The organism is Streptomyces sp. NPDC000594 (genome assembly GCF_040299965.1).
Lineage (GTDB): Bacteria > Actinomycetota > Actinomycetes > Streptomycetales > Streptomycetaceae > Streptomyces.
Genome location: NZ_JBEPCY010000039.1, coordinates 1 through 23,267, shown reverse-complemented (window position 1 = coordinate 23,267; position 23,267 = coordinate 1). Strand labels below are relative to the sequence as shown.

Annotated in this window: 22 protein-coding genes and 1 pseudogene; 7 read left to right on the top strand and 16 right to left on the bottom strand. The window is 69.4% G+C overall.

Annotation, left to right across the window (positions count from 1 at the left end; translation table 11 throughout):
• Positions 1–146: 146 nt before the first annotated feature.
• Positions 147–1,271 (bottom strand): hypothetical protein, encoded by a 1,125-nt coding sequence (locus ABT354_RS32755; protein ID WP_351500584.1) that lies wholly within the window; start codon positions 1,269–1,271, stop codon positions 147–149.
• A 236-nt stretch (positions 1,272–1,507) separates the two neighbouring features.
• Between ABT354_RS32755 and ABT354_RS32750 the strand changes: the two genes are divergently transcribed.
• Both ABT354_RS32750 and ABT354_RS32745 read left to right on the top strand, forming a co-directional pair.
• Positions 1,508–1,822: a polyprenyl synthetase family protein gene (locus tag ABT354_RS32750; RefSeq protein WP_502983542.1), complete on the top strand. Its 315-nt coding sequence runs from the start codon at positions 1,508–1,510 to the stop codon at positions 1,820–1,822.
• A gap of 4 nt (positions 1,823–1,826) precedes the next feature.
• On the top strand, positions 1,827–3,065 hold the full coding sequence (locus ABT354_RS32745) for a site-specific integrase (RefSeq protein ID WP_351500581.1): 1,239 nt from the start codon (positions 1,827–1,829) through the stop codon (positions 3,063–3,065).
• Positions 3,066–3,154: 89 nt separating this feature from the next.
• Here the strand turns inward: ABT354_RS32745 and ABT354_RS32740 are convergent, their stop codons facing one another.
• Positions 3,155–3,316, bottom strand: coding sequence for a hypothetical protein (locus ABT354_RS32740; protein WP_351500579.1), 162 nt, complete (start codon positions 3,314–3,316; stop codon positions 3,155–3,157).
• 1,484 nt (positions 3,317–4,800) lie between these two features.
• Here ABT354_RS32740 and ABT354_RS32735 point away from each other — a divergent pair.
• Together ABT354_RS32735 and ABT354_RS32730 are read left to right on the top strand one after the other, a co-directional pair.
• Positions 4,801–6,054 (top strand): S8 family peptidase, encoded by a 1,254-nt coding sequence (locus ABT354_RS32735; RefSeq protein WP_351500577.1) that lies wholly within the window; start codon positions 4,801–4,803, stop codon positions 6,052–6,054.
• Positions 6,055–6,216: 162 nt separating this feature from the next.
• Positions 6,217–7,272 (top strand): DUF4158 domain-containing protein, encoded by a 1,056-nt coding sequence (locus tag ABT354_RS32730; RefSeq protein WP_351500575.1) that lies wholly within the window; start codon positions 6,217–6,219, stop codon positions 7,270–7,272.
• 511 nt (positions 7,273–7,783) lie between these two features.
• Here the strand turns inward: ABT354_RS32730 and ABT354_RS32725 are convergent.
• The 3 genes from ABT354_RS32725 to ABT354_RS32715 form a co-directional block, all read right to left on the bottom strand.
• A complete protein-coding gene (locus ABT354_RS32725) occupies positions 7,784–8,041 on the bottom strand; it encodes a GNAT family N-acetyltransferase (protein ID WP_351500573.1) in 258 nt (85 codons plus the stop codon).
• A 458-nt stretch (positions 8,042–8,499) separates the two neighbouring features.
• Positions 8,500–9,009, bottom strand: a complete 510-nt coding sequence (locus ABT354_RS32720) for a M23 family metallopeptidase (protein ID WP_351500571.1) — start codon at positions 9,007–9,009, stop codon at positions 8,500–8,502.
• Between the two features lie 253 nt (positions 9,010–9,262).
• Complete coding sequence (locus ABT354_RS32715; RefSeq protein ID WP_351500569.1) at positions 9,263–10,099, bottom strand: glycoside hydrolase family 25 protein; 837 nt, start codon at positions 10,097–10,099, stop codon at positions 9,263–9,265.
• 733 nt (positions 10,100–10,832) lie between these two features.
• Between ABT354_RS32715 and ABT354_RS32710 the strand changes: the two genes are divergently transcribed.
• Positions 10,833–11,645 carry a hypothetical protein gene (locus tag ABT354_RS32710; RefSeq protein ID WP_351500567.1) on the top strand — a complete coding sequence of 271 codons (813 nt, stop codon included), beginning with the start codon at positions 10,833–10,835 and terminating at the stop codon, positions 11,643–11,645.
• Positions 11,646–12,056: 411 nt separating this feature from the next.
• Here the strand turns inward: ABT354_RS32710 and ABT354_RS32705 are convergent, their stop codons facing one another.
• Positions 12,057–12,413, bottom strand: a complete 357-nt coding sequence (locus ABT354_RS32705) for a peptidoglycan-binding domain-containing protein (RefSeq protein ID WP_351500565.1) — start codon at positions 12,411–12,413, stop codon at positions 12,057–12,059.
• A 727-nt stretch (positions 12,414–13,140) separates the two neighbouring features.
• Here ABT354_RS32705 and ABT354_RS32700 point away from each other — a divergent pair.
• Positions 13,141–14,187 carry a peptidoglycan-binding protein gene (locus tag ABT354_RS32700; protein ID WP_351500563.1) on the top strand — a complete coding sequence of 349 codons (1,047 nt, stop codon included), beginning with the start codon at positions 13,141–13,143 and terminating at the stop codon, positions 14,185–14,187.
• Between the two features lie 1,093 nt (positions 14,188–15,280).
• On the opposite strand, the gene ABT354_RS32695 is transcribed toward ABT354_RS32700, so the two are convergent.
• The 4 genes from ABT354_RS32695 to ABT354_RS32680 form a co-directional block, all read right to left on the bottom strand.
• Entirely contained in the window at positions 15,281–15,520 is a 240-nt protein-coding gene (locus ABT354_RS32695; protein ID WP_351500561.1) for a hypothetical protein, read from the bottom strand.
• Positions 15,521–15,530: 10 nt separating this feature from the next.
• Positions 15,531–15,944 (bottom strand): VOC family protein, encoded by a 414-nt coding sequence (locus ABT354_RS32690; protein ID WP_351500559.1) that lies wholly within the window; start codon positions 15,942–15,944, stop codon positions 15,531–15,533.
• A complete protein-coding gene (locus ABT354_RS32685; protein ID WP_351500557.1) occupies positions 15,899–16,264 on the bottom strand; it encodes a hypothetical protein in 366 nt (121 codons plus the stop codon). Before ABT354_RS32685 ends, ABT354_RS32690 begins: the two co-directional genes overlap by 46 nt.
• A 393-nt stretch (positions 16,265–16,657) precedes the next feature.
• Complete coding sequence (locus tag ABT354_RS32680) at positions 16,658–17,830, bottom strand: MFS transporter (RefSeq protein WP_351500555.1); 1,173 nt, start codon at positions 17,828–17,830, stop codon at positions 16,658–16,660.
• Between the two features lie 125 nt (positions 17,831–17,955).
• On the opposite strand from ABT354_RS32680, the gene ABT354_RS32675 reads away from it, so the two are divergent.
• Positions 17,956–18,327, top strand: coding sequence for a MerR family transcriptional regulator (locus ABT354_RS32675; RefSeq protein WP_351500553.1), 372 nt, complete (start codon positions 17,956–17,958; stop codon positions 18,325–18,327).
• Between the two features lie 895 nt (positions 18,328–19,222).
• Here ABT354_RS32675 and ABT354_RS32670 read toward each other — a convergent pair.
• The 6 genes and pseudogenes from ABT354_RS32670 to ABT354_RS32645 all read right to left on the bottom strand — a co-directional run.
• On the bottom strand, positions 19,223–19,618 hold the full coding sequence (locus ABT354_RS32670) for a hypothetical protein (protein WP_351500551.1): 396 nt from the start codon (positions 19,616–19,618) through the stop codon (positions 19,223–19,225).
• A gap of 39 nt (positions 19,619–19,657) precedes the next feature.
• The gene (locus ABT354_RS32665; RefSeq protein ID WP_351500686.1) at positions 19,658–19,960 is read right to left on the bottom strand and encodes a hypothetical protein; all 303 of its coding nucleotides are present in this window, start codon (positions 19,958–19,960) and stop codon (positions 19,658–19,660) included.
• Positions 19,961–20,140: 180 nt separating this feature from the next.
• Positions 20,141–21,052, bottom strand: a complete 912-nt coding sequence (locus tag ABT354_RS32660; RefSeq protein WP_351500549.1) for an aminoglycoside phosphotransferase family protein — start codon at positions 21,050–21,052, stop codon at positions 20,141–20,143.
• Between the two features lie 736 nt (positions 21,053–21,788).
• On the bottom strand, positions 21,789–22,511 hold the full coding sequence (locus tag ABT354_RS32655) for a lipoprotein (RefSeq protein WP_351500547.1): 723 nt from the start codon (positions 22,509–22,511) through the stop codon (positions 21,789–21,791).
• A gap of 49 nt (positions 22,512–22,560) precedes the next feature.
• Positions 22,561–22,815: pseudogene (locus tag ABT354_RS32650) on the bottom strand (methyltransferase); the annotation flags it as partial.
• Positions 22,816–22,871: 56 nt separating this feature from the next.
• A partial coding sequence (locus ABT354_RS32645; protein ID WP_351500545.1) for a hypothetical protein occupies positions 22,872–23,267 on the bottom strand: 396 nt, incomplete at its 5' end.

Here is a 23,267-nt window from a genome sequence, read left to right as displayed (position 1 = left end):
CGGAGTTCCAACCGTGCCGCGGTGCTGCGGGCGAATCACCAGGCTTCGGGGACCGGCCTGGTGACGGCGGGCGGCCGTTCGCGGCGCCGCGTGCACGGAGGAACCTGCTCCCGCGACCGCGTCGCGGGAGCCGGCCCCCTGGGCGATCAGCGGAGGGTACGGAGGAATACGTCCTGCTTGCCGTTGGTGTCGCCGGGCACGATGTCGGTGGCGGCGGACTGGAAGACGACATGGCGCCCGTCGGCGCTCACGGCGTCGATCCCGGCCGTCGCGGGCTGGTCCGAGATGGTCTCGTCCGTGCCGGTGCGCAGGTCGCGCAGGACGAGCGAGGGTCCGGTGGCGGGGGCGTGCGGGGCGTACAGGAGGTGGTTGCCGGTGGGGTCTATGGCCACGCCTCGCACGTTGGCCACCAGCTGCGCGGTGCCCGTGGTGGTGTCGTGGACGTAAGTGTCGGCGCCCGAGCGGTAGACGACCTTTCTGCCGTCGTTGCTGATCTGGACGAGTTCGGCGGCCTTCGCCGGGCCCTCGATCGGGCCCTGGGGGGTGCCGTCGTTCCGGTCCCACAGGAAGATGTCCTGTGCCCCGCCGTCCTGGTAGGCGAGGAAGCGGCCGTCGTCACTGAGGGAGAGCAGGGTCGGTTCGGTGTTGTGGATGACGTCGATCACGTACTTGATGGCCGTGTCGTAGTTGATGACCTCGATGCGCTGATTGGGCTCCGGACGCCGGAACTGGACGTCATATGCCAGATGCTGGCCGCTCGCGCCGAGCGACATCCGGCAGTAGGCGGCCGGGCAGAGAGGGCTCGCCGGCCATCCGGTGCGCAGGTCATGGATGCGCATGTGCTCGTTCCGCATCCTGAGGATCGGGAAGGCGACGTGGTCCCCGTCCGCGCCGATCGTCGGGGCCTGGACCGGAGTCTCGTCCCCGACCTGCGTGGTCCGGCCGGTCTGCCGGTCGCGGACGTACACCGTGTCACCCGTCGTCGCGGCGTTCGTCCCGAGGTACCGGGTCGACGACGTGAAGACGACGCGCCGGCCGTCGGGTGTGATCGAGGCGTCGCCTGAATCGGTGTTGGCCTGGAGGCCGTCGGAGGTGACACTGATCCTCTCGACACCGGCCACGCGCTCGCCCGCGCCGTCCGTCCCGGCCGTCGGGGCGGCCGAGGCCGCTCCGGGCAGCCCCGCCGTGATCGCGCACGCGGCGACCACGGCGCTCAGAGCGACCCGGATACGTCTCTGTCTGGTGGTACTCCGCTTCGCGTTTGCGCTCATTGTTCCCCCCAGTCAGGTCACGTCTCCGGTACGCGACCGGAGAACACAGCATGCAACCACGGGGGAACCGCCGGGTCGAGACACGGATTCGGTCATGTGGGAACGGCAGCTTCACGATGGCTGGGGAGAACGCACGGGGCCGTGCCGCCTGCCGGGCCGGCGGGCGGCACGGCCCTGGCCGACCGGCACTTCCAGCTCGGGGACCGGTTCGCCCATACGTCGAACATCCGCTGCGTATGGCTGACACCCGCCAGGTTCGTCCACCAGCCCCGGTGTTCGCCCGTGACATCGCAGAACGCGTGACCGCCCTGGTCCTCTGCGGCGGTAAGCGGCTGCGCACGTCGTTCGCGTGGTGCGGATGGCGGGCAGCCGGCGGGGCGGTAGACCCCACAGCGCTGCTGCGTACGGGCGCCGCCCTGGAACTCGTCCAGGCATGCGCTCTCATCCACGACGACGTGATGGACGACTCGGCCCTGCGCCGAGGTGCGCCGACCGCCGCGCCGAAGATGATCCCCAAGCACCGGGACGGCCGGTCGCTCCCGCCGGAGTGATCCGGTGGCACGCTTCCCGAAGGGCTCCGTCAAACCCACCAGTTCCTGCCCTGGCTGCCTCGCCTGGGGCGACTTCCGTGGACGGCTCTGCCCCGCCTGCTACATGTTCGGCCGCGGGCACGACACGGCGGAATGCACCGGCTGCCGTCGCGTCCAGCCGCTGAAGTGGAACTACTGCCGCTTGTGCTGGTGCCAGGCCCGCCTCGGCGCGAAGACGGCCGACGGCCGGCCAGCGGCCGGGGCATACGCGCGGGAGCGGCTCGCCGCCGTCCGGAGTCATCAGCTGTCCTTCGTCGGGCTCGACTACCGCAGAAGACCGGCACCACCCCTGGCCCGGCGGAGGGGAGGCCAGCGTGGCGCCCCGCGCAAACCACCTCCCGCACCCGCCTGGCGCCCGGCCCCCGGCTGGCGGCAGCAGCCGCTGTTCGAGCAGATCCCCCGGGACTTCGGCCAGCTCGACCCGGCCGACGCCGACCTGGCCAGCCCGTGGCTGGCCTGGGCGAAGTACCTCGCCCACCGGTTCGCCGAGGCCCCCGGCTGGGGACGCAACATACGCATCGCCGCCAACCGGGGCCTGGCCGTCGTCCTCACCGGCCACGTCGACGGCGACGTGATCCGGCACACGGAGATCTTCGCCCCGCTGCGGGCCCTGGACCTGCCCGTCGGCCACGTCGTCACGGTCCTGGAAGAGATGGAGATCTTCGAGGATGACAGCGAACCGTCCTTCGAGCGCTGGCTCACCGAGCGGCTGGAAGGACTCGCACCAGGAATCGGCTCGGAAGCCGAGCGCTGGACCCGCGTCCTGCGCGACGGCGGCCCCCGCAGTCTCCCGCGACGGGAGGGCACGGTCTGGCTCTCTCTCAACCGTGTCCGTCCAGCGTTGTTGGAGTGGTCGAGCCGCTACGACCACCTGCGGGAGGTGACCCGCGACGATGTCCTCGCCCACATGAAATCCGTGGACGGCCGCCATCGGCGTGATCAGCTCGTGGCGCTGCGATCCCTGTTCACCTGGGCGAAGCGGAACGGTCTGATCTTCCGCAACCCCACCAGCCGGATCAGGGTCGGGCAATATGAGTACGGCGTGCTGCAACCTCTCGTCCCCGAGCAGGTCGAGCGCTCCGTCGCGGCTGTGACCACCCCGGCGGCACGGCTCGTGCTCGCGCTCGCGGCGGTCCACGCCGCCCGGGTCGCCCAGATCGCCACCCTCACGCTCGACGACGTCGATCTCGGCAACGCCGGCTGACCATCGACCCCGGACTCCTTCCGCTGCCCGAAGGAGGGATGCAACTGGCGGGTAGTTGTTGGGAGTGGGGTGACGTCGCCGAGTACCGGTCAGACGGCGGCGTGGCGCTGGCCGGTGAGGGAGTCGAACTCCCAGGGATGTGCTTTGGGCGGTTCGCCGCAGACCTCGCAGATGCCAGGGCTCAGGAGCACCTCGAAGTAGTTGTGAGCGAAGCCGCCGGGACCGTCGTAGTCGCGTTGCGCAGCGCTCAAACAGTCCCGGCCAGGCCAGCAGCGGCCGCAGCATTCGTGACCGAAGATGGTCGGGTTTACCTTCTTGCTGCACCCCTGGTGACCGCACACGTAGTAGCCGCCAGCGTGATTGGTCCACCAACGGGTGGGTGGGTCGTTGTCGTCTTCCTCGACCACGTCGGCCGCAGCAGCGCGGGGGTTCGAAGAGGCCAAGAGGCCTACGACCATCGCAGCGGCCGCGCTACCGATTACGATCACACCCGCTTTGCCAGCGGGCCCGAGCCGGTTCCACCCGTCGGCGATGCGCTGACGCAGGGTCTTTCCCCTATCGCTGCCCTCTGGCAGCGGGTCGGAAGTCTGAGGAGCACCGCTCAGAGAACGGGATGTTGTATCGTCCGGCGCCGCCATCTGACGAGATGTCCTCTCTGGTCTGGAAACCGGCAGTCTAGGGCGTGCCGGACCTCACAGTGAAGAACCTTCGGTTTCCCTGAACCCACGGACCTCACCGGCCGTGGGGAACATCGGTACAGCCGTTGGCACTGAGAACGATCATGGTCGTGAGCTGCGGGTTTGGGCCAGGGGGGATCGCCCCGTTCTGTTGCCGTCGACTGCGAGCACGAACTCGCCCAGCTCGGCGACCAGGGACACCGGCCGGGCCGAGCGTTGGCGCGGACGATCCCGGAGCCGGCTTGTAGCGGCCGGTGCCCCTGCTCGGAACAGACGGGTTTCCGGTGGCGGCTGCGAAGCGGGAGCGGAACTCCACGAGGGCGGTGCTGCTCGCCGCGGTCATGCGGCGCCCGGAAGCCAGGGCTGTTGACGACGTGCTGGACGGGTTCGCGTCCCTGACGGCCGTGCGGCTGATCGGCACCCCGTGTCCGGTGTGTCCTGGCGAGTACGGTCCGGTGCTCCCACTCCGACGGGTCACCGGAGCAGCGGGGCGGGGGACGGGACCGCAGGCTGGAGGAGGGTCTCATGGCCCCGGTGTCAGTTACCCCATTTCCCTGGGAGTCTTCGCATGCGCATGTCTTCGTTCGCCCGCGCTGCCGTCCTGAGCGCGGCCCTGCTCGTCCTCTCCACCCCCGTCTCCGCCCACGCCGCCACCGGAGTGTTCTGGGCGCAGCCCCTCGGAGACCCCACTGGTGGGCCGGCCGTCGAGGACCCGGCAGCAGGGAGGTGCTATGACGTGGCTCCGGGAAAGTTCTCCGTCGCGCACAACGAAACGGACGCAGTCGCGCACAGCTTTCCCCTCGCCGGGTGCAGGGGCACGGCGACGGACATCCCCGCCGGTGGGGTAGAGCCTGGGGTCCACGGGAGCGTGCGCTTCGATTCCTGAGCCCGGGCCATCTCGCCGGGTCCGGCTCCGCAGGACGGACACCCTCCCGCGGGCTACGAAAAGCGGGGTCGGCCGGAGGGAGGGCCCCGTTGGGAGGGAGTTCGCCACGGTTGGTCGAAGATCGTACGGTCCGACCGCCCGTCACCACCCGGCGAGGCGTCTGCTCGGAACCGTGACCAGACGTACGAGGCTCAGAGCCTCCACCCTCGCCGTCGCCGCTTTGATGGCCGTGACATGCCAGCTCACCCCCTCCTCCGCGTCGGCCCTCGCCCCGACCCCCGAGCCCGCGCCCCTGCGCGAGGCGGCGGAAGCCGTGCCGGGCGAGTACATCGTGGAACTGAACAAGGACACCACCCCCGCGTCCCTCCTCGCCGGGATCCCGGATGTGCGGCCGAAGCACACCTACAGCCACGCGCTGAACGGCTTCTCCGCCAAGCTCACCCAGGAGCAGCTCCGGGCCGTCCGGCTGATGCCGGGCGTGGTGGCCGTGGAGGAGAACGGCGTCGGCCACGGGCCCGGGACCACGGCCGGGACCGCCGAGCGCGGCACGGCTGGGCGGGCGCGGCCGGTGCCGGGCAGTCTGTGGGGGCTGGACCGGATCGATCAGCTATGGCTCCCGCTGAACGGCCAGTACGACCACGCCCGCACCGGGGCCGGGGTCGTGGTCTATGTCGTGGACACCGGTATCGACGTCAGCCATCACCAGTTCGAGAACCGGGCCTGGGAGGGGGCGAACTACATCGGCGACGGCTACGGCTGGTGTCACCCTCATGCCACACACGTCGCCGGGACGATCGGCGGGCGGGACTTCGGGGTGGCGCCGGACACGGAACTGGTGAGCGTCCGGGCCATCGACTGCCAGAACAAGGCCGAGTGGGACGATGTCATCGCGGCCTTCGACTGGGTCATCGGGAACAAGCTGAACCGGAACGTCCCCGCCGTCCTCAACGCGTCACTCGGAGGTTCCCCGAGCGACATGCTGGACGAGGCCGTCCGCCGGGTCCGGGCGGCGGACATCCTCCCGGTGATCGCGGCGGGCAACAACCGCGACAACGCCTGCGACTACTCGCCGGGCCGCTCCCCGCACGCGTTCAACGTCGCCGCAACGGACCGCTTCGACATGGAGTACGACGTCACCGAGGCGGACGGATCCCGCCACGGGACCAACCACGGACCCTGCGTGAGGATCTACGCCCCCGGCGAGGACATCTACTCCGCCTTCCCGCGCCAGCAGGAGAGGACCCTGTCCGGCACGTCGATGGCGGCACCCCATGTCGCCGGGGTCGCGGCCCTCTACAAGGAGGCGTACCCGCAGGCATCGTCCTCGCAGGTGGGGAACTGGCTGCTGAACACCGCCTCCCGGGGACAGGTACGCAACCCCAGCCCGAACACCCCGAACCTGCTGCTGTTCACCGGCGGACTGTGACAACGGCAGGCCACCACCACCGGCCGCAGAGCCTCGTCGCGCCGGCCGTGGCCCGTACGGGCCGGGCCCGTCCGTCTTCCCGGCGGTGCCGAGCAGCAGGGCGCTGTCCTTCATCCGGCGGGGACTGGGGATCACGGGTGCCTCTCCTCGCGGTCGGCTTCGGTGAGCGCGAAGCGCTGGGCGGTCAGCCACTCGCGCAGCCCGGTGTCCTCGGGGGTGAGCGGGTCCTCGGACCAACGGCAGCGGTTCGGCCTCTTTGCCGGGACCCCGACGAGGGGCAGCTCACGGGGTCCATTCTCCCGGACCGGACCGGACCGGACTGCACGGCGCCGGACGATGGCCGTCAAGGGCGCCCGCAACCGGATCGGCCTCGCCGTCCAGCTCGGGACCGTCCGCCACCTGAGGACCTTCCTCGACAACCCGGAGGACGTGCCCGGCGGTCGTGGTCGACCACGTCGCCGAACACCTCGGCCTCCACCCCGCCGAGTTCGTCACCCTCACGATGCCACCTCGGGCCGGTCGGGGTGCCTACGGTCCCCCTCCAGGCCCCTCTGCCCCCCGGCGGTGTCGTCGGGCCGGGTGCCGCACAGGCCGGGCAGCCCCGGGGCGGCGCCCTGCTGCTCGGCGCCGCGTTTCCTCCGGTGCGGGCCGGGGATCCTGGGCGCACCTCCTCGCGCTCCTCACGGTCGGCTTCGGCACGGGCTGGTCCCTCTGCGGCCCGGTGGGGGTGCTCGTCCGTGTCCTTCCCTGTCGGAAGGGCGGTCCCGGGGGCGTGGCAGGGCACCGCTGTGGAGCCGGTCCCGGGCGGGACCGTCGTGTGACCGCGCTGGAAGGCGAGCCGAGGTCCACCGGACTCCGGCACGGGCCTGGAGATCGGGCTGGTCCCCACTGTGGTGGATGAGCAGCAGGCCATTGAGGGCGGCGAGGCCGGTGTTCTCGGCGGCGGAGACCGCGTACATCATCCGGCCCGGGAGTACGGGGTCGTGGCGCAGCGTCAGGAAGAAGGCCAGCCCCGCGGGAGGAAGGCGGCGCGGCGGGTCATGGCCGTGGCGGGCGGCGGGGGCCAGGTGCGTCCAGACCGCCGGTGGCCGTGAGAGCGTCGAACCGGTCGTCGCTGTTGAGGGACGCCAGGGCGGACAGCCGGTCCATGCGATGGGGCTGCCTGCGTGGAGGTGCTGCCCGTGGGCGCGCAGCGCGGCGGTGGTTCGACGGCGGTGACGGTGTGCCTGCGGGCGGCGAGCGCGGCGGCCCAGCCGTTCCCGGCGCCGACGTCCCTGCGGATCGTGCCGTCCGCCAGCCCGGCCGACGCCCGTGCCAGCACGAACCCCGCAAGCCGTCGGTTCCGAACTGCTGCAGTTCCTCCGCCGTGGCCGGCAGCCGGACATCATCGCGCAGGTTCCGTACGGTAGCCAGCGCCAACCCGAGCCCTCTCACCTTCAGCCAGATTGCGAACCGATCGGTCAGGGTGAGAATGCTTCAGGAATCCCGAAGCTACGTCAGCCCGCGAACCACTGCTGGAGAGAGGGCGAACCCCCTGGCCACGAAGTCGGGGACTCAGGCGGCTCAGAGCAACCCACGGGATGTCGCACAATCAGGCCCGGAGGACCGCAGCGCCCGGGAGTAGTGGTCGAGGGGGGTGCCGCCCCCGCCACGGGCTGCCGGGCCGGGGGCGAATCCCGCGTGCTGGGCCACCACGGCGGAGGCGGGGTTGTGTCCGGCTCCACCTGGATCACCGCCCCTCCGTCGCGCCCTCGTCCGCCGCGTACCGGGTCGCCAGCAGGACCGCAGGTGTCGCCAGGCCGCGCCCCCGCCAGGCTGGGTAGAGCCCGTACGCGACATTCACCTGGCCGGGTGCCAGTCCCTCCCCCGCGAACCGCAGGTCGACCGTGCCCGCGAGGATCTTGTCCTCGCCCGCCCGGATACCGAACGCCCGCAGCGGGCCGCCCGTCGCCCACTGCTCCCGGCAGTGCCGGAAGTACGCCTCCACGCCCTCCCGCGTACCGGGCCCGCCGTTCAGTCAGCGCACCAGCAGCGCGTCCTCCCCCGCCAGATGCGCCCCGGCACCGCATTCAGCCGGAGCACACCGGGGGTGCGGGGCGGCCGGCGCGTCCCCGGCGCCGTGTTCACCGTGTCGGCTGCCCTGTCCGGCATGGAGGGCGGGTCCATCCGCGACCGTACCCGCGTGGCCAGGTCATCGGCGGTGTACGCGTCCATGCTGTGCATGGCCGTTCACTGCGCGACCAGGAGATGAGCCGGTGCGGCATCGGCAGCCGCGGCGGCGTCGAGCCGCTGGTGCAAGCTGCTGCCCGCCGCGGCGGGATCGCCGTCCAGCAGGGGCCAGCGCACTGGGGCCGGTGCCTCGGTGCGCTGGCGGGGATATCACGGGCTTCCCCGTGCCGGGGGAGGGCCCGCGGAGCAGGTGAGTGTGTCCTTCGGGTGAGCGGCTCAGCGCCCGGGTACCGGTGACGGAGTGCCGCAGTTCCTGCTGGTGATCCGTTGGGAGGGGTAGGCGAAGGCGACGCCGTTGAACCTGGCGGCGACGATCTCGCCGTTGCGGCGCTGTTCGTAGTGCAGGTGGTACGCGCCGGGAGAGCCCACATCGCTGACCTTGCCGACCACATCACCCGGGCGCACGGTGGTGCCCGCCCGCGCCAGACTCCTGGTCTGCATGTGGAGGTAGCGCGTCTCCCAGCGGCTTCCGTGGTCGATCAGCACGTAGGACACGCCGTCGTTGTAGACGCCGGAGCCGGTCACCCTGCCGGGAGCGCTCGCCCGTACCGGGCGGAGGTGGTCGTCCCTGCCCGCGCCCCAGTTGAAGTCGATCGAGTGGTAGTCGTTGTGGCTGGTGCGCGTGGTGCCTCGCCAGGTCTCGCCGCAGGCGAACGGCGCCTGGAAGGCAGGCGCGGCGCTCGCGGGTTCGGCGAAGACCAGTCCCGAGGCGGCCAGGGACGCCAAGGCCGCAACGCTGGTGACAGCCCGCCGCAGGAGGGTCGTCCGGAACGGGTGGTGTTGCATGGGTGCCTCCGGTGTGAGGAGAGGGGTTGGGGGTTGCCGGCCCGGACCGCGTTGGCACGGGAGGGTGCGGTTGATCGCCGCCACGCCGGCTGGGAAACGTGCGCCGTCACTGCGGAATACCCCGCTCTGTCGGCGCTTCGGCGGCCTGTGGTACCCCGGGGTTCACCCGGGGTACCGGGGGCCGCCTGGCGGCTCAGGAGCGGGTGGTGTCGCTGTGGGCGGAGGGCTGGGCCTGCCGCCCCCGGCCGGCGAGTGCGCGGAGGTCTGCCGTGCTGCCCCGGAAGACGTTGAGGTCGCTCCTGCCGGGGATGCCGGGGGTCTGGGCCTCGTCGGTGTGCTGCCAGAACGTCCAGGACCGGCCGGCGCCGGGTACCGGCTGCGGTTCGTTGGCGCCGCTGCGGTAGCGGGCCAGCCAGAGCGGGTGGCCGGCGAAGACTTCTCCCCTGCCGTCCATGCACTCCTGGACGAACGAGGCACGGGTGTAGACGATGGGCTTGACGGCGAAGGACCGCTCCACCTCGTCCAGGAAGGCCCGGACCTGCTGGACGCGCAGTTCGGGAGGGCAGACCTCCTTGTGGTTCCGGTGGACCTTCTCGATGTCCAGGACGGGGGGCAGTTCGCCCTTCCCGCCGCCCTGGTAGCCGGCGGCGCGGGCAGCGGTCACGAAGTGGCGCGCCTGGGCGGCGCCGTCGCCGGTGGTGCGGGGGTCGAAGAAGTGGTACGGAGCGCGCAGCAGCGTGGTGCCTGCGGCTGCGGCGTAGTCGCGCTGGAGCCAGGGGTCGGTGTAACGGGTGCCCTGGGTGGCCTTGAGGAAGGCGAAGCTGTGGTTGGTGGCCACGCGGCGCCAGTCGATCGGTGTCGTTTCCCCCCGGCCGTGGTTGTGGTGGCTGGTGTCGACTCCCGTGACGGTGTACGCCGACGGCGGGGCCGCGTGGGCAGGGGCGGTGATGGCGGGAAGACCGGCCAGCGCCGCCCCCAGGGCGGCAGCGGCGCATGCCAGGCGCACTCGCACGGATGAGGTTGTGGACATGGTGTGGCTCCTGGTTCTGGTGATGTCTGTGCTGCCCATGGGTCCGCTGTCCGCGCAGGCGGGGGCAGACCCAGGGGGCGTGAGGGAGAGGAGGTTTGGGGCGGCGTTCGCGCCGGGCCCGGTTCACAGATTGCCCGAGGCCCAGGGGGTGTCACCAGAGCGCTCGGCGGGCCGTTCATGCATGCAGGCCTGACCGCGTATGAAGAGAGGTTGACCTGCGGCTATGCGCCCGATGCCGACCGGTCGGTCGCATCGTCACGCCCTGCATGGGGCGGCCTCGCCGAAGCGGGCCCGCAGCAGGCGTACATCCCGGCCGGGGCTCTGGGCGGTGCGGCCGGTGCGGCCGGTGCGAAGCGTCCGGGCCGACCGCAGAGGACGGGCCGCCACCGATACCGATCTGGACCCGCGGCCGCCTCCGGAATCGCGTACGGAACCGTCTGATGGCCGCCGGTGGTTCGGTGACCTTCGTCGTTCATCCGCACCTTCGAGGTGACCGAGGCCGCTGCGGTGGACGGTGCCGTTCTGTTGGGATCCTGCGCTGGGCTGACCGGCTGGCCGCGGCCATGATGCTCTGGAGCACCTTGGCGGCTGGGTACGAGCGGCGGTGCCAGCGGAGGAAGAGGCGCTGGTCGTCGTCGGCGCCGAGGCGGAAGGGGAGGGAGATGCGGTCGAGCGCGAGGGCCGGGTCGGGGACGGATGCCGTCGAGCACCGGACGAGTGGAGGATGGTCGCCGTGACTGAGAAGTTGGTCTGGGACGAGTGGGCCCAGCGGGTATACCTGACCTGGCTGGCGCGAGACATCCGATACGCGCAGATCGCGCTTCTGGAAATCCGAACGCGGGCCGGCCAAACGCCCCCGGACCCGCTGGTCTGGATCCCGCTGGAGACCTTCCTGATGTTCAGCGCCAAGGTCTCGAAGATGCTCAAGCCCGTCGGCGTGGACAGGGGCAGGCCGAAGAGTCCCGGGCCCGCGCAGAATACCTACGACCGGCGCAAACTCCGTGGTGAGCGGCTTTGCGCCCTACTGGATGTTGATGACGCATCGCCTGTCCTGGACCGCAGGGTCCGGGACGCCAGCGAGCATTTCGACGAACGCCTCGACGCTTGGACAGGCGAGCACCCCCGCGTCACGGCCGAGGAGATGGAAGCCGGTATGTTGCCGGTCTTTCCGCCACCGCCGATGCGGGCACTTGGCCATGGCTCCTGGGTTGTCGAGGTGGCCGGCGAGACACTCGACCTCAGGGCGATCGAGATCGAGCTGCGGCGGATTCTTGGCCGGGCGACGGAACTGGAGTCGCTGGCCACCATGGAGGATCCAAACCTGGCGGCCCTGCTGGCTGGACTGCCACCGTTTCCGGCGGAGCTGCGGCTGGACGCACCGACCCGCAGACCCGACGAGGATGTACGCACCGGGATCGACCTGCAGGCGACTGCCGCACTTCAGACCGAGTTTGACGAGACGATCGCCCGGGCTTTTGACGCCTTCGCGGCCCGGGATGAACCACACGGCCCCCAACCGGCGGCGGACACCTCCGAGCCGGAATGAGACACAACCCCGCATCGGAGCGTTTCCAGGCGGTGGTCAGGTGTAGCAGGCCGGGAACGCCCTGGTGGTAGATGGCCGCAAGGTGCGGGCCCCGGCAAGCCGCTTGGGTCTGTCGAACCGTACGGAGGTAACGGGGGCCGCACGTGGCGCCCGTAAGCAGCACTGACCAATCGGCGCCGTACCCCTCCACCCACGCCGCCAGCCCCGGAGGCAGGGTCTCGTGGCCTTGGGGCGGAGCGGGGCGACGGCGGGCGATGTACCTGGTCGTGCGAAGGCGTCCAGCCTTTCCAGGCCCGGCGGGCGGAGGGCCTGCTCACATCCGGCGGTCACTTCCCGGGCGGTTCGCGCCGACGCTGACGGGTCGTCGGGCATCGTGTCCGGGGGCAGCGCCGACGCTCTGACGACCCGGCTCTACGGGTAGGGGTCGTAGCAATCGGGGGCGGGGTTGTAGAGGGCGTTCCAGGTCCGGGGGCCGATGATGCCGTCCTTGGTCAGGCCGTGGCACCCCTGAATCCATTTGATCTTGGTCTGGGTCTGCGCGCCGAAGATGCCGTCCACGGTCAGCCGGGGGACGCCGTTCCACACATTGGACAGGCACTGCGCCTGTTTGACCGCTGCGCCGGTGCTCCCCCGCTGGAGGGTGGGGCGGTTGGTCGTTGGGGTGTGGGCGCAGTTCCCGGGGACGGCGCTTGCGGCCGGGGCGCCGGCTGCCAGGGTCCCGGCAGCGAGGACGGCGGCGGTCATGAGCGAAACGATGCTCTGTTTCACGGGAGGTCTCCTCGGACAGTTCCTTGCTTCCCGGAGGTTGGGCGGGGACTCTAGGCCCGTGGCTGTGCCGTGTCGAGACCGCGGTCGCGATTCCGGCCACATCACCCGGGCACGGTCGTCCGGCGACGGACCGGTCGAGGCCGATGTGTGGTTCCCCTGGTCGTGCATGGCATAGGGGCCGGATACCGTCCGCGGCGCGGAACGGGATGTCGTGACGGTGAGGGTCGTGGGACGAGTACCTCGTGACGCCGGGCCCGGGGGCCGGGTCATGTTCGGCAAGTGCTGGGGAGGGGCTCTCTGTGCTGGTGGGAGTTTCCCTGCAGAGGGCTGGATAGAAGCGGGAGCACCCGGCTCCTGTCCGCCCTCGGACGGGGAGCGAGGCGTTCCCGAGCGGGGGTCTTGCCGGGCTGCTGGGACGGTCCGGGGCCGGGGCACTCGTTCGGGTGAATACCAGGGTGGCTGCCGCGATTCGCCGGTCCGGCTTCTTCCTGGTCACCGACGGCCGAGCTCCAGTCCGTGGCCGGTAGCCGGCTGGGCCTCAGCGTTGACGACTGGCGGAGGACCGTCCCGGCAGGGTTACGGGCCGCTACGCTCTGCGCTGCCGGGGGCCATTGCATGCGGCGATGCGCGCCGCGATGCATAGATCTGACGTGCAGAGATATCCCTATATGCGGGTGATATGCGCGTGGCCCGTCTGTTCCGCATATGGCTAGGGAGGGCGTGGACGGTGGGGCGGGAGCAGGACGCCGAGGGACTCGGCGGGGAAGCGGGCAGGGAGCTCGCGCGGATGCTGCGGCGGTGGTGGGAGGAGGCCGGGAGTCCACCTGGCAGCGCCCGGCCGAAGCAGCAGGCGCTGGCCCAGAAGCTGGGGGTCGACCAGACGACGCTGTCGCGATATCTGAATGTGAGCCGCCCGTCGACGGTTCCGTTGCGGGTGGTGGAGGCACTCCATGTTCTGTTGTGTGCCCCGGCCGGGGAACTCGAACAGGCGCGGGAACTGTGCCACACGGCTCTGCGGGAGAACGCCCGTCGTCAGACCGCAGGCGCCAAGGGGCAGCGTTCGGCGCCGGCGGATGACGCGGGCGTCACCAAGGCACCCGGGCGCACAAACGGCAACGCTCCCGAGTCCGGGGGACCGCGGGCACCGGGCCGGCCCGGCTTCCGCAGGTTACGCCTGGTGCTGATCACGGGTGCCGTCGCCCTGGCATTCGCGGCGGGGATGGTCGTCCAGGAACGGTACGTCTCGCCGGAGCGCGGCTCTGCGGCCGGTGCCGCGGGGGACGGCGCACCACACGGTACGGGTCCGCTCAAATGGCCGGTCCTGTACATGGCCGCGGAGGACTATTACACGCGGGGCCGTGTGCTTCAGTACCTTCTCCGTGCGCACGGGTTCACCGTGCGCACGGATGGCTTCTTCCGGCAGGACACCAAGGACGCCGTCATGGAGTTCCAGCAGAGAAGGCGTCTGTCGGCCGATGGCAAAGTGGGCCCGAAGACCTGGCCGGAGCTCGTCAAGGAAGTCAGGCACGGGTCCGGGCAGTTCGAGGTGAGGGCCGTGCAGGAACTCCTCGACAACGCCGGGCACGGCACGGAGGTGTCGGGACGCTTCACGTCAGCGACCGCCGAGGACGTGAGAGCCTTCCAACGCTCCCAGCGCCTGCCCGTGACCGGCAAGGTGGATGTCGACACCTGGCTCGCCCTCCTGGTGAATCAGCCCTCTCCCGTCAAGGCACCCGCCTACCAGCGACAGGGCAGCCCGCGGCCGACCGCGTGACAGGAGCACCGTCCCGGGCGGCCGGGGCCCCACGCTTTATGCCAACCCCGCGTTGAAGCGCTGGTTCATGAGCGCATATCCGCAGGCCATGGCACTGCCATACAGGCCGCGTCCATGCGCATGGCAGAGCGGGCCGCGCACCTCTTCCCTCGCCCTTTCCCTCGGGCATTCTGATGTCAGCGGCCGGCGCCCCCGGGCCAGAGCCCGCGCCCTCGTGTCCGGCTGGGGCCGGACACGAGACGGGCCTGGGTGGGCGGGTAGCCGGACACGGAGAGCCGCCAGCACGCCGCATGGTCCCCCTCGGTACCTCCCGGGCCCCGCGCCGTACCCGCTCGGCGAGGCCGCCCGCAGCGGTCCGTGGGATGGAGCGGGGACCGGCCGCCCGGCGACCGTCACATCCGGCCTCCCCGGGGCCCGGCGCTGGGAGGAGACGGTGGCGGACGTCGCCGCGCGGCCCGAACTCCATCACCGCGCACGGCTCGCCGGTGATACGGGGGGGCGGCGCCGGGGGCTCGCCTTCGACCGCGTACAGGTGGATCACCGAGCGGTGGTTGCCGTAGAACTGGGCGTCGGGGGGCATGGTCCCGTCGGCCCGGTGCTCGGTGTCGGTGTTGATCCTGCCTCCCGGGGCCTGCGGGGAACGGGCCTGGAGGGACACTGCGGCGGCCCGGGCCGAGGGCCACCACTCCAGCGGGGCGGGCGCCGGTCTCACCGGGCGGAGTGATCTCTTCGCCGGTGGGGTGCCAGATGCCCCAAGTACGGACGCCGAGGGTCACCGGGATCCCTCCTCGTCGCCGCCGGGCGTCCGGGCTCTGGCCCAGGCGCGCGCGGTGGCACGCAGGCACGGCTGGAACTCCCCCCGTACTCGAAGAATCACACGCCAACGGCCCGGCGCCGATTCCCCGGCCGCCGTGGCCGTCGCGCCCCGCAGGTCGTCCTCGTTGTCCTGTCGCAGTGCAACTGACAGATCGTGGGCCGCTGACCTGCTGGGTTGCCGTGTCGTTTGAGAACACCGCGGGCTGGCGTTCTCAAACGACACGGCTTTCACGGAAGCGCGCTGGTGGTGGGCAAAGGCAGCTCAGCCGTATCGCTCTTAGGCAAGGCTGGCCGTCCGGAGACGGTGCCGGGCCGCTTCCAGACGTTCGGCGTAGTCGCCGGTGAAGATTCCAGGGAGCGCTTTGTCCAGTGTTCCCGCGATCTTGTGGATCGGGGCCCAGGCAGCCGGATCGTCGACCAGGCGGCTGAGATCTGTCATCTGTACTCGCTCCAGCCAGTCCGAGAGGACCAATGCCTCGTCGGGGGTGAGCTTGATCGTGATGTCGCACTTCGCCATGACCGGAATCTCATGAGTCGCGCTTGGGCCAGATCGGGCCCTGGTCGGTCCAGATGACGCCCTTGTTACGGCACAGGCAGAAGGGGTGGCCGATCGGGTCGGTGTAGACCTGCCAGCCGTAGCCGTTGGGGCCGATGAAGTCCTGCCTCAGCGTCGCGCCGAGGTCAAGGACGCGGCGCTGCTCGGACTTGATCTCGTCCACTTCGAAGTCGAGGTGGAACTGCTTGGGGTGCTCGCTGTCGGGCCACTGCGGAGCGCGATAGTCGTCCACCCGGATGAATGCCAGCTCGATCTCGCCGAACTGGATGCCAGCCCAGTCCTCGGAGCTGCCTTCCTTGATCAGACGGCCCGTCACCTCGGAGTAGAAAGCCGCCAGCTTCATCGTGTCCGGGCAGTCGATAATGAAATCGGTGAGTCGCAGCATCCCAGGATCTTGTCACGGCGCTTCTCTCTCTGCCATGTCAACCGGAACGGCTGCGAGACCAGCCCCACCACCCATGGGTCATGATCCAGGATCATAGCCCGGTCCCGCTCCAGCCACGACTCGAACCCCACCAGCAACTCAGTCGTCGCCGCCCAGTACCAGCCCGTGAAGTGCCGCTGCCCGCGGTACGACGTGAACCGCCGTACCGGGAGCACCGACTCGAACCGAACCCGGGACACCGCCTCCAGCGCGGACTTCCGCAGCCCGCCGCCCTCACCATCAGCCCACTCGACATCGACCAGACCCAGATCCATCGCCACCCCCGGCTCCGCGTACCTGCCTAAACGACCGTGACAGGTACAGCGAGAACCAGGCCAGGAAAATGAGATCAAACCCCACGTACGGGGCAAACATCTCCGCCCAGCAATGCGACGCAATGAGAATCGGACACCGCGGACGAGAAGCGGTGAGAATCCGACAGCTTCAATGCGACAGGACACAGCGATTCTCAATCCCGCGCCAGTTCGGCCAGTCAGATGACATTGCGAATGAGGAAATGACACAGAATTTGAGAACCTACAGCATCTGTAGGGTCTCGGTTTCGATGACATGTTGATCTTTAGTGACCTTCGGTTTTGCTCGTTGTCTCACCGCAGGGTCCTGAAGGACAGTCTCAAAGCCATGGCATTTCTTGGGTCGCGGGCAGCGGTGGTTTAGCGGCTGCCGAGTTCTCCCTTGGTGAACCCGTGTTCGCGCGCCGTGAGCACAGTGGCGAGTGCAGGGACGAGCAGCGCGAGCGCGACCCAACTCAGCCAGGGTGCATCCAATCCGCTGAGGACGATGCCTCCGATGATGCCACCACCGGCGATTCCGACGTTCCATCCGGTGGTGAGGAGTGCTTGGGCGACATCGCCGGCATCGCCTGCTGCTTCGGCGACTGCGGTCTGCAACAGGGTGGAGGTGCCGCCGAACGCGAGCCCCCAGAGCGCCACGCTGGCGTAGACGAGCGTAGGCACGCCGGAGAAGATGCCGAGCAGCAGCGCGCATGTCGCGAAGAGCGCACACGCGAGGATCATGAGGAGGCGCAGGTGCCGATGGACGAGCGCTCCGGCGATCCAGATGCTCACCAGCGACACCAGGCCGAAGGTGAGCAGCACGGCGTCGACTTGACCTGCCATGCCGAGCGGCGTGAGGAACGGGGCGATGTAGGTGTAGAGGATGCTGTGGGCGAGCACGAACGTGAGGGTCACGAGGAGCACGGGCGCTACGCCGGGAATGCGGAAGGTACGGGTGAGCGGGAGCCGTGAGCCCTTGGGCTGTCCGGGGAAGCTCGGCACCGCCGCGACGACCCACAGGATCAACGCGAGCGTGAGGACGGTCATGATTCCGAACGCGTATCGCCACTCGACGAGCTTGGCCAGAAGCGCCGCAGCAGGAACTCCGACGGACAGGGCAACGATTGCGCCCGCCATCGCGATCGCCATTGCCTTGCCGCGCTGATGTGGGAGAACCATCCGTACCGCGTACCCGGCCAACAGCGCCCAGAGCAACCCGCCGACGATGCCGCCGAGGAACCGGGCGGCTAGCGTAAGTGCGAAGCTCTCGGAGAGCGCGGTGACGGTGTTGGCGATCGCGAGTCCTGTGATCGCCACCAGCAGCAGGTGTCGGCGCGGCCAGCCGATCGTCGCCTTGGTGAGCGGGATCGCGGCGAGGATCGCCCCGATCGCGAAGACGGTGACGCTCTGCCCGGCAGCACTCTCGCTCACACCCAGGTCTCGGCTCATCCCGGGAAGCATCCCGGCGGGCATCGTCTCGGTCAGGAGCGTAATGAACCCGGTGGCGGCCAAGGCCAGAAGACCCGCCAGCGGGAGCCGGGCGTTCGTCATCGAGCGAGGTGTCAGAGTATCTGGTCGTGTCATGGCCTTACCATCGATGGGTGACATCAGTGTGAAGGTCAACTCGGTGTGCGCCGAGTCACAGAACGCCAGCCACAGAGGGCGAGGAGAGGGATATGCGGATCGGTGAGCTGTCGACGCGCACCCGGACTCCGATGAGGTTGCTGCGCTACTACGAGGAGCAGGAACTGATCGAGGCGAATCGACTGCCCAACGGATACCGGGACTATGAGGAGTACGTCGTTGACCGGGTTCTCCAGGTACGAGGCCTGCTCGATGCAGGGCTACCCACACGGATCATCAAGCAGATCCTGCCCTGCCTGAACACCCCCCGCACGATCCACATGCCCTACGTCACGCCAGACATGGTCGCAACGCTCGAACGCGAACGCGATCGCATGGCCGAGAAAATCGAATGTCTCACCAAGAACCACCGAGCCATCACCGACTACCTCGACGCCGTACGCCGCAATATCCGAGCCTCCTAACCGATGCCGGGTCTGCTGCTGAGCCTATTGCCAGCCACTCGGTCAGCTTCTCCGCATCCGCGACCGAAACCTCCCGAAACCCGAAACGCTTCCGGGTCTGTCGTACCCGCCATCGCCGTTCCCATAGAACGAGTAGCTGTAGGCGAAGCACAGCCCAGACAGCCCAGTCTCAAACAGACTTCATGACCCGGACTACCACGAGTGAAGCCTCTGAACTGCTGTCCTGTCGAAGTGCATCTGTCAGCTGACGAGCCGTTGGCCTGCCGGAATGCCAGGTCGTTCGAGGAGGCGGCAGCCCTGGATTCTCCATTTCCCTGGATTTCACGGAAGTCGCGGCCTCGATAGAGGCAGAGCCCTTGGTAGAGGAGGCCCTGGGTTCCAATGGCGGTGCCCGTACGACGTGAACTGCCGCACTGGGAGCTCCGAATCGAACCCGGGACACAGCCTCCAGCACGAACTTCCGCAGCCCGTCGCCCTCACCGTCAGCCCACCCGACATCGACCAGACCCAGATCCCCCCGGCTCCGCGTACCTGCCGAAAACGATCGTGACAGGTACAGCGAGAACCGGAGCAGGAAAATGAGATCAAACCCCACGTACGGGGCGAACGTCCCTGCTCAGCGCGTGACGCAATGAGAATCCGACAGCTTCAGTGCGCCAGGACAACTGCGAGTCTCACGACAGTGGCATTTCTGCCATCCATCTGCCAACTGCCGTGAGATTCTGCCAAGGCTTTTGAGGTCCTACATCCCCGTGTAGGTTCTCACTTTCGGTGTCATGCGCCGACGCTGTGACCTGGGGGTTCCTCTTCAGTCTCACGACGTGTCGGCCGGTGGCTGTCTCAGGCGGTGTCCTTTCCTCAGACTGTCCAACCGCCTCCACCACCACCCGGGACTTCACGAACCTGCTTCGGCCCCCATCCGTTCCATCCACTCACTCACGGTCACTGCTCGCCCGATGCAGTTGACGGTGTCCTTCTTGGCAGCCGTGTCCAGGGTTTCCGGGATCTTGTCGAAGGTGTCGGGAAGGACGTCGAGCAGACCCCAGATCTGTTCGCCGGTGCTGACGGTCATCAGCTTCTGGCACCTCCACTGCACCGGCACCTCGGGACGGTGCGTGAGCCGCTGCACGACTGTGGGGAACAGGTAGTGCGTCGCCTCCGCGGCGAGGTGCTCTCGGAGCCAGCCGACCGGGAGCCGCTGGCTGAAGCTGTGCCGGGCGGCCTCTTGGGCCAGGGCCAGAAGATGGGCTGTGTCGACGGCTCGGACGGTGCGGGGAATCGGCGGGGTCATATTGCGATGATGCCAAGAACCCTCCGCGGGGCCGGGAGGTCAGCTGGGCCGGGATGCGATCTGCCGGCGGGCAGACCCCCAGACTTCCTCGAATTCCTCAAAGGTGAGGTGTTCGGGGTCGTGGCCTTCCCACTCCGAGACCGGCAGCTCGGCAGTGATCCCGAACCTGCTGTCGTACTCATCCAGGCGGCCCGCGTCATAGGCCCGCTGCCACTCGGCGAGGGAGGCAGCCGCGATCGGGGTCAGATCGGGACCTTCGAGTTCGATCTGCCGGACCACCCCGCCTTCGGCATCAACCTCAAAGGAGAACCAGGTGTCTTCCTCGTCCCAGTGGCAGCGCATCCATGTCGTCACCTGACCATGATGGCGCTGGCCGGCTGTCCTGTCCCTTCCGAGTTGGCAGCTGGCAGATCTCCACCCTGACGGTTTGACAGATGATGCGGGAAAGAGTCGGATGTCATGCTCAAACGATTTGGCTCTTGTGGAACCGGGTCTCGTGGTGAGGCCCCGTCCAGGACTGGTTCACTGCTCACTGGCAGCCTCCAGGATCGCTCGGAGACGCGACAGGCATTCCTCGACGAATGCCGGATAGGTGGCCCAGTAGTAGGACACTCCGCTGACTCCGACGGCGATGGCCCAGGCCCGGGCCCGCAGCCAGGTCACGTCGTCGAGGCTCATGGCGTCCCAGTATGCCTGTCGGGCCCCAGGCGGAAGGTCCCACAGAGGCGAATGCTCGGCGTCGGGGAAGCCGACTGAAAGGGCTCCGAAGTCGATGACCGCGTGCAGCTTTCCCTGCTGCACCAGAAGGTTGCTGGGCTTGAGGTCTCCGTGGAGCCACCCATGGCGGCCGGACGGCTCGGGCAGGGCGAGCGCACTCTGCCACAGGTGTCGCAGGTGCGCGAGGTCGAGGTCGAGACCCTCGATCGTTCGGCAGTTGTCGAAGTACTCGCTGATCCACCGGTCACAATCTTGCAGGGCACCCCCGCGGTACCAGCTGAGCTCGCCCTGACGAGCGGCGCCCATGAGAGGGATGGAGTGCAGGCTCTGCACGATCGCCGCCAGCTCGGCCCCGAAGCCGGGCCAATCGGTGACAGATCCCAGGCGGCCGGCTTCATCGCCGTCGATCCAGCGGTACACCGACCAGACGAACGGGAATGCGGAGCTGGGGGTACCGGCGTGCACTGGCTCCGGGATGCGACAGGGAAGGTGCGGCGCCAGCCGCGGCAGCCATGTCTGCTCCTTCCGCACGGCCTTCGCGTTCTCCGAGGTGCGCGGAAGCCGCACGAGGAGCTGGTCGCCGAGCCGGAACATCCTGTTGTCGGTACCCTCACCGGCCGGTGAGACGGGAAGGGCGGACCATTGCGGCAACTGCTCCCGCAGCAACGACCGGACGACCGACTCATCCACAGGGATCTCGTTCTCATGAAGGGTCACGCTGAGAGCCTTCTTGCCCGGGCCTGCCCGCCGCCAGTGATTTTCTCAAGGCCGTCGCCGCGGGGCCGCCGGGTGCCGGTATGGCGCTTGGTCTGCGGCAGCGTCTTCGCGGTGGCGTCTTCGCGGTGGCGCGGGCGCTCATGAGCGCGGCCCGGTCGAGGTCGACACCGCTAAGCCCCTCGGTGCTGCCGACCGTGGTGTCGGTGCTGGTGGTGGTCATGCGGTGGCTCCCGTGCCGAGGAAGGCGGCCATGCCGGCCACGGCGTCGATCGCCTCGTCGCCGAGGAGATTGTCGAGGCCGTGGGCGGGGAAGATCCCTCGGCGGTCCGGCCGGAGACGGCGGCCCGCGAGCTACCCCTGCGCGGGCGGGGCGGGTACTTCGTGACCTGGGCCGTTGCCGCGTGATCATGGTGTTTTCGTTTACCTGCATCCGAGCGGACCCGTTCCTTGTGGATGCTGCTGTGGACACGTTATCTGCCGGGAATGGGTCGGCGCGGCCGGTTCACCGACCCGGAGCAGGCGCTGTGCTGGAGCGTCATACCGGGCGGGCGGGAACAATGCCGAGCAGGGCGGCCAGCCGGTCCGGCTGCTCCGCGTGCAGCCGGAGGCGACCCCTGTGGTCTTCAGCGTGCAATCAGGACAGGCTCGACCTCCGGCGGCGGATCCTGGGCGTCGGTGGCCCGGTTTCGGGCGCTCCCCCGGCAGGGTGGCATGCACACCTCGGCCGGGCCCGGGGTCAGTGTGTGCGGGGGCCGGCGGACTTCTTCGCCCGTTCGTACGCCGGGAGCGCGGCTGGGTCCTCGGAGCCGCCGAGGCCGCCGAGCTGGACGACGGTGATGCCGTCCGGGGCGCGGATGGCGAAGGCGCGGGCGGTGGTGTCCTGGTCGCCGCCCGGGGACGGGGTTTCCGTGAAGACGACCTCGGCGACCGGGAGGTCACCTGTGCGGACCGAGGTGTAGCGCGCGTGCTTCAGGCGTGGGGCGACATCGCCGACCAGGCTCTTCAGCGCCTGCTCGGCGGTGAGGCCCGCAGTCGCGGCCGTCCATACGCGCAGTGTGCCGCGCACGTGGGCCTCCTTGCTGTTCACCTCGCAGACGAGCGAGAACTCCTTCCGCAGCGGCTTGCCCGCCGCGCCCTCGACGGCCTTCGCGTGCCAGTACCGGCCCGGATCGAACGACACCGGCAGGGTGCAGGCAGAGCCTTCGGGGCCGACGTCCCGCTCCCGCAACGACTCCTTCGCCTCCTCTGACGCGGCCTCCTGCTCGTCCTTCAGCTTCTTGACAGCCCTGTCCCAGTCGTCGTCGGCCCCCGAGCCCGCACCCGTATCAGAGCCGTACCCCGACCCGGAGTCGGAACCCGAACCGGAACGCGAGCCCGTCCTCGTCGTCTCACTGCTGCACCCCGTGACCACCACCGCCAGCACGATCAGCGGCACCGCGCCCCGAATGAAGCCCTTCATGGACCGCATCATGACAACTACCCCCGCCTATATACGACTTGGGGTGATCCTAAGTCGTGCGCCGCGCCCTCCCCCGGCGAACCGACCGCAGCACGACGAACTTCGGATCGCTCGCCACCACCTCGCAGTTGCCGAAGAGCATGCGCAGCCGGATGTGGTAGCCGAGGTGGCGGTTGCCGATGACCCACAGCTCGCCCCCGGGCCGCAGTGCCCGGCGCGCGCCGGTGAACATGCCGCGGGCGGTGGCGTCGGTGGTCGCACGGTGGGAGTGGAAGAGGGGATCGCTGAGGACGAGGTCGACGGAGGCGAGGCCCCACCGCGCACGGCGAGGTGTGCGGAGTGCTTTCGTTCCGGGCTGGTTCAGCGGGTCAGGGGGAGGACGGCGAACAGGCGCCGTCCGTCGGTCCCGGTCTCGGTTCCGCAGCTGAGGACGCCGAGCCGGTGCAGTGCGGGGAGGAGGGAGTCGTCCAGGGCGGGGGGATCAGGTTGGTGGCTGAGGGCCAGGACCAGGAGTGTGCGGTTCTGTTCCGCCAGGTGCAGGCTGATGGTCCGGCCGCCGTCCGCCACCGCGGCCCGTACAAGGAGCTGGACGACCTCGTCGGTGCTGTCGGGGGTGCGCCGGCCCCGCTGGGCGAGGTGCTCTCTGACCAGGCGGATGGCCTTCGGGGCGCTCCAGGGCTGGGACTCGAGTGTCCATGCGGCACCGGGGCGGTTGGCCATGAGGGGACGGCCGCTCGACCCCGGACCAGCCGCGGG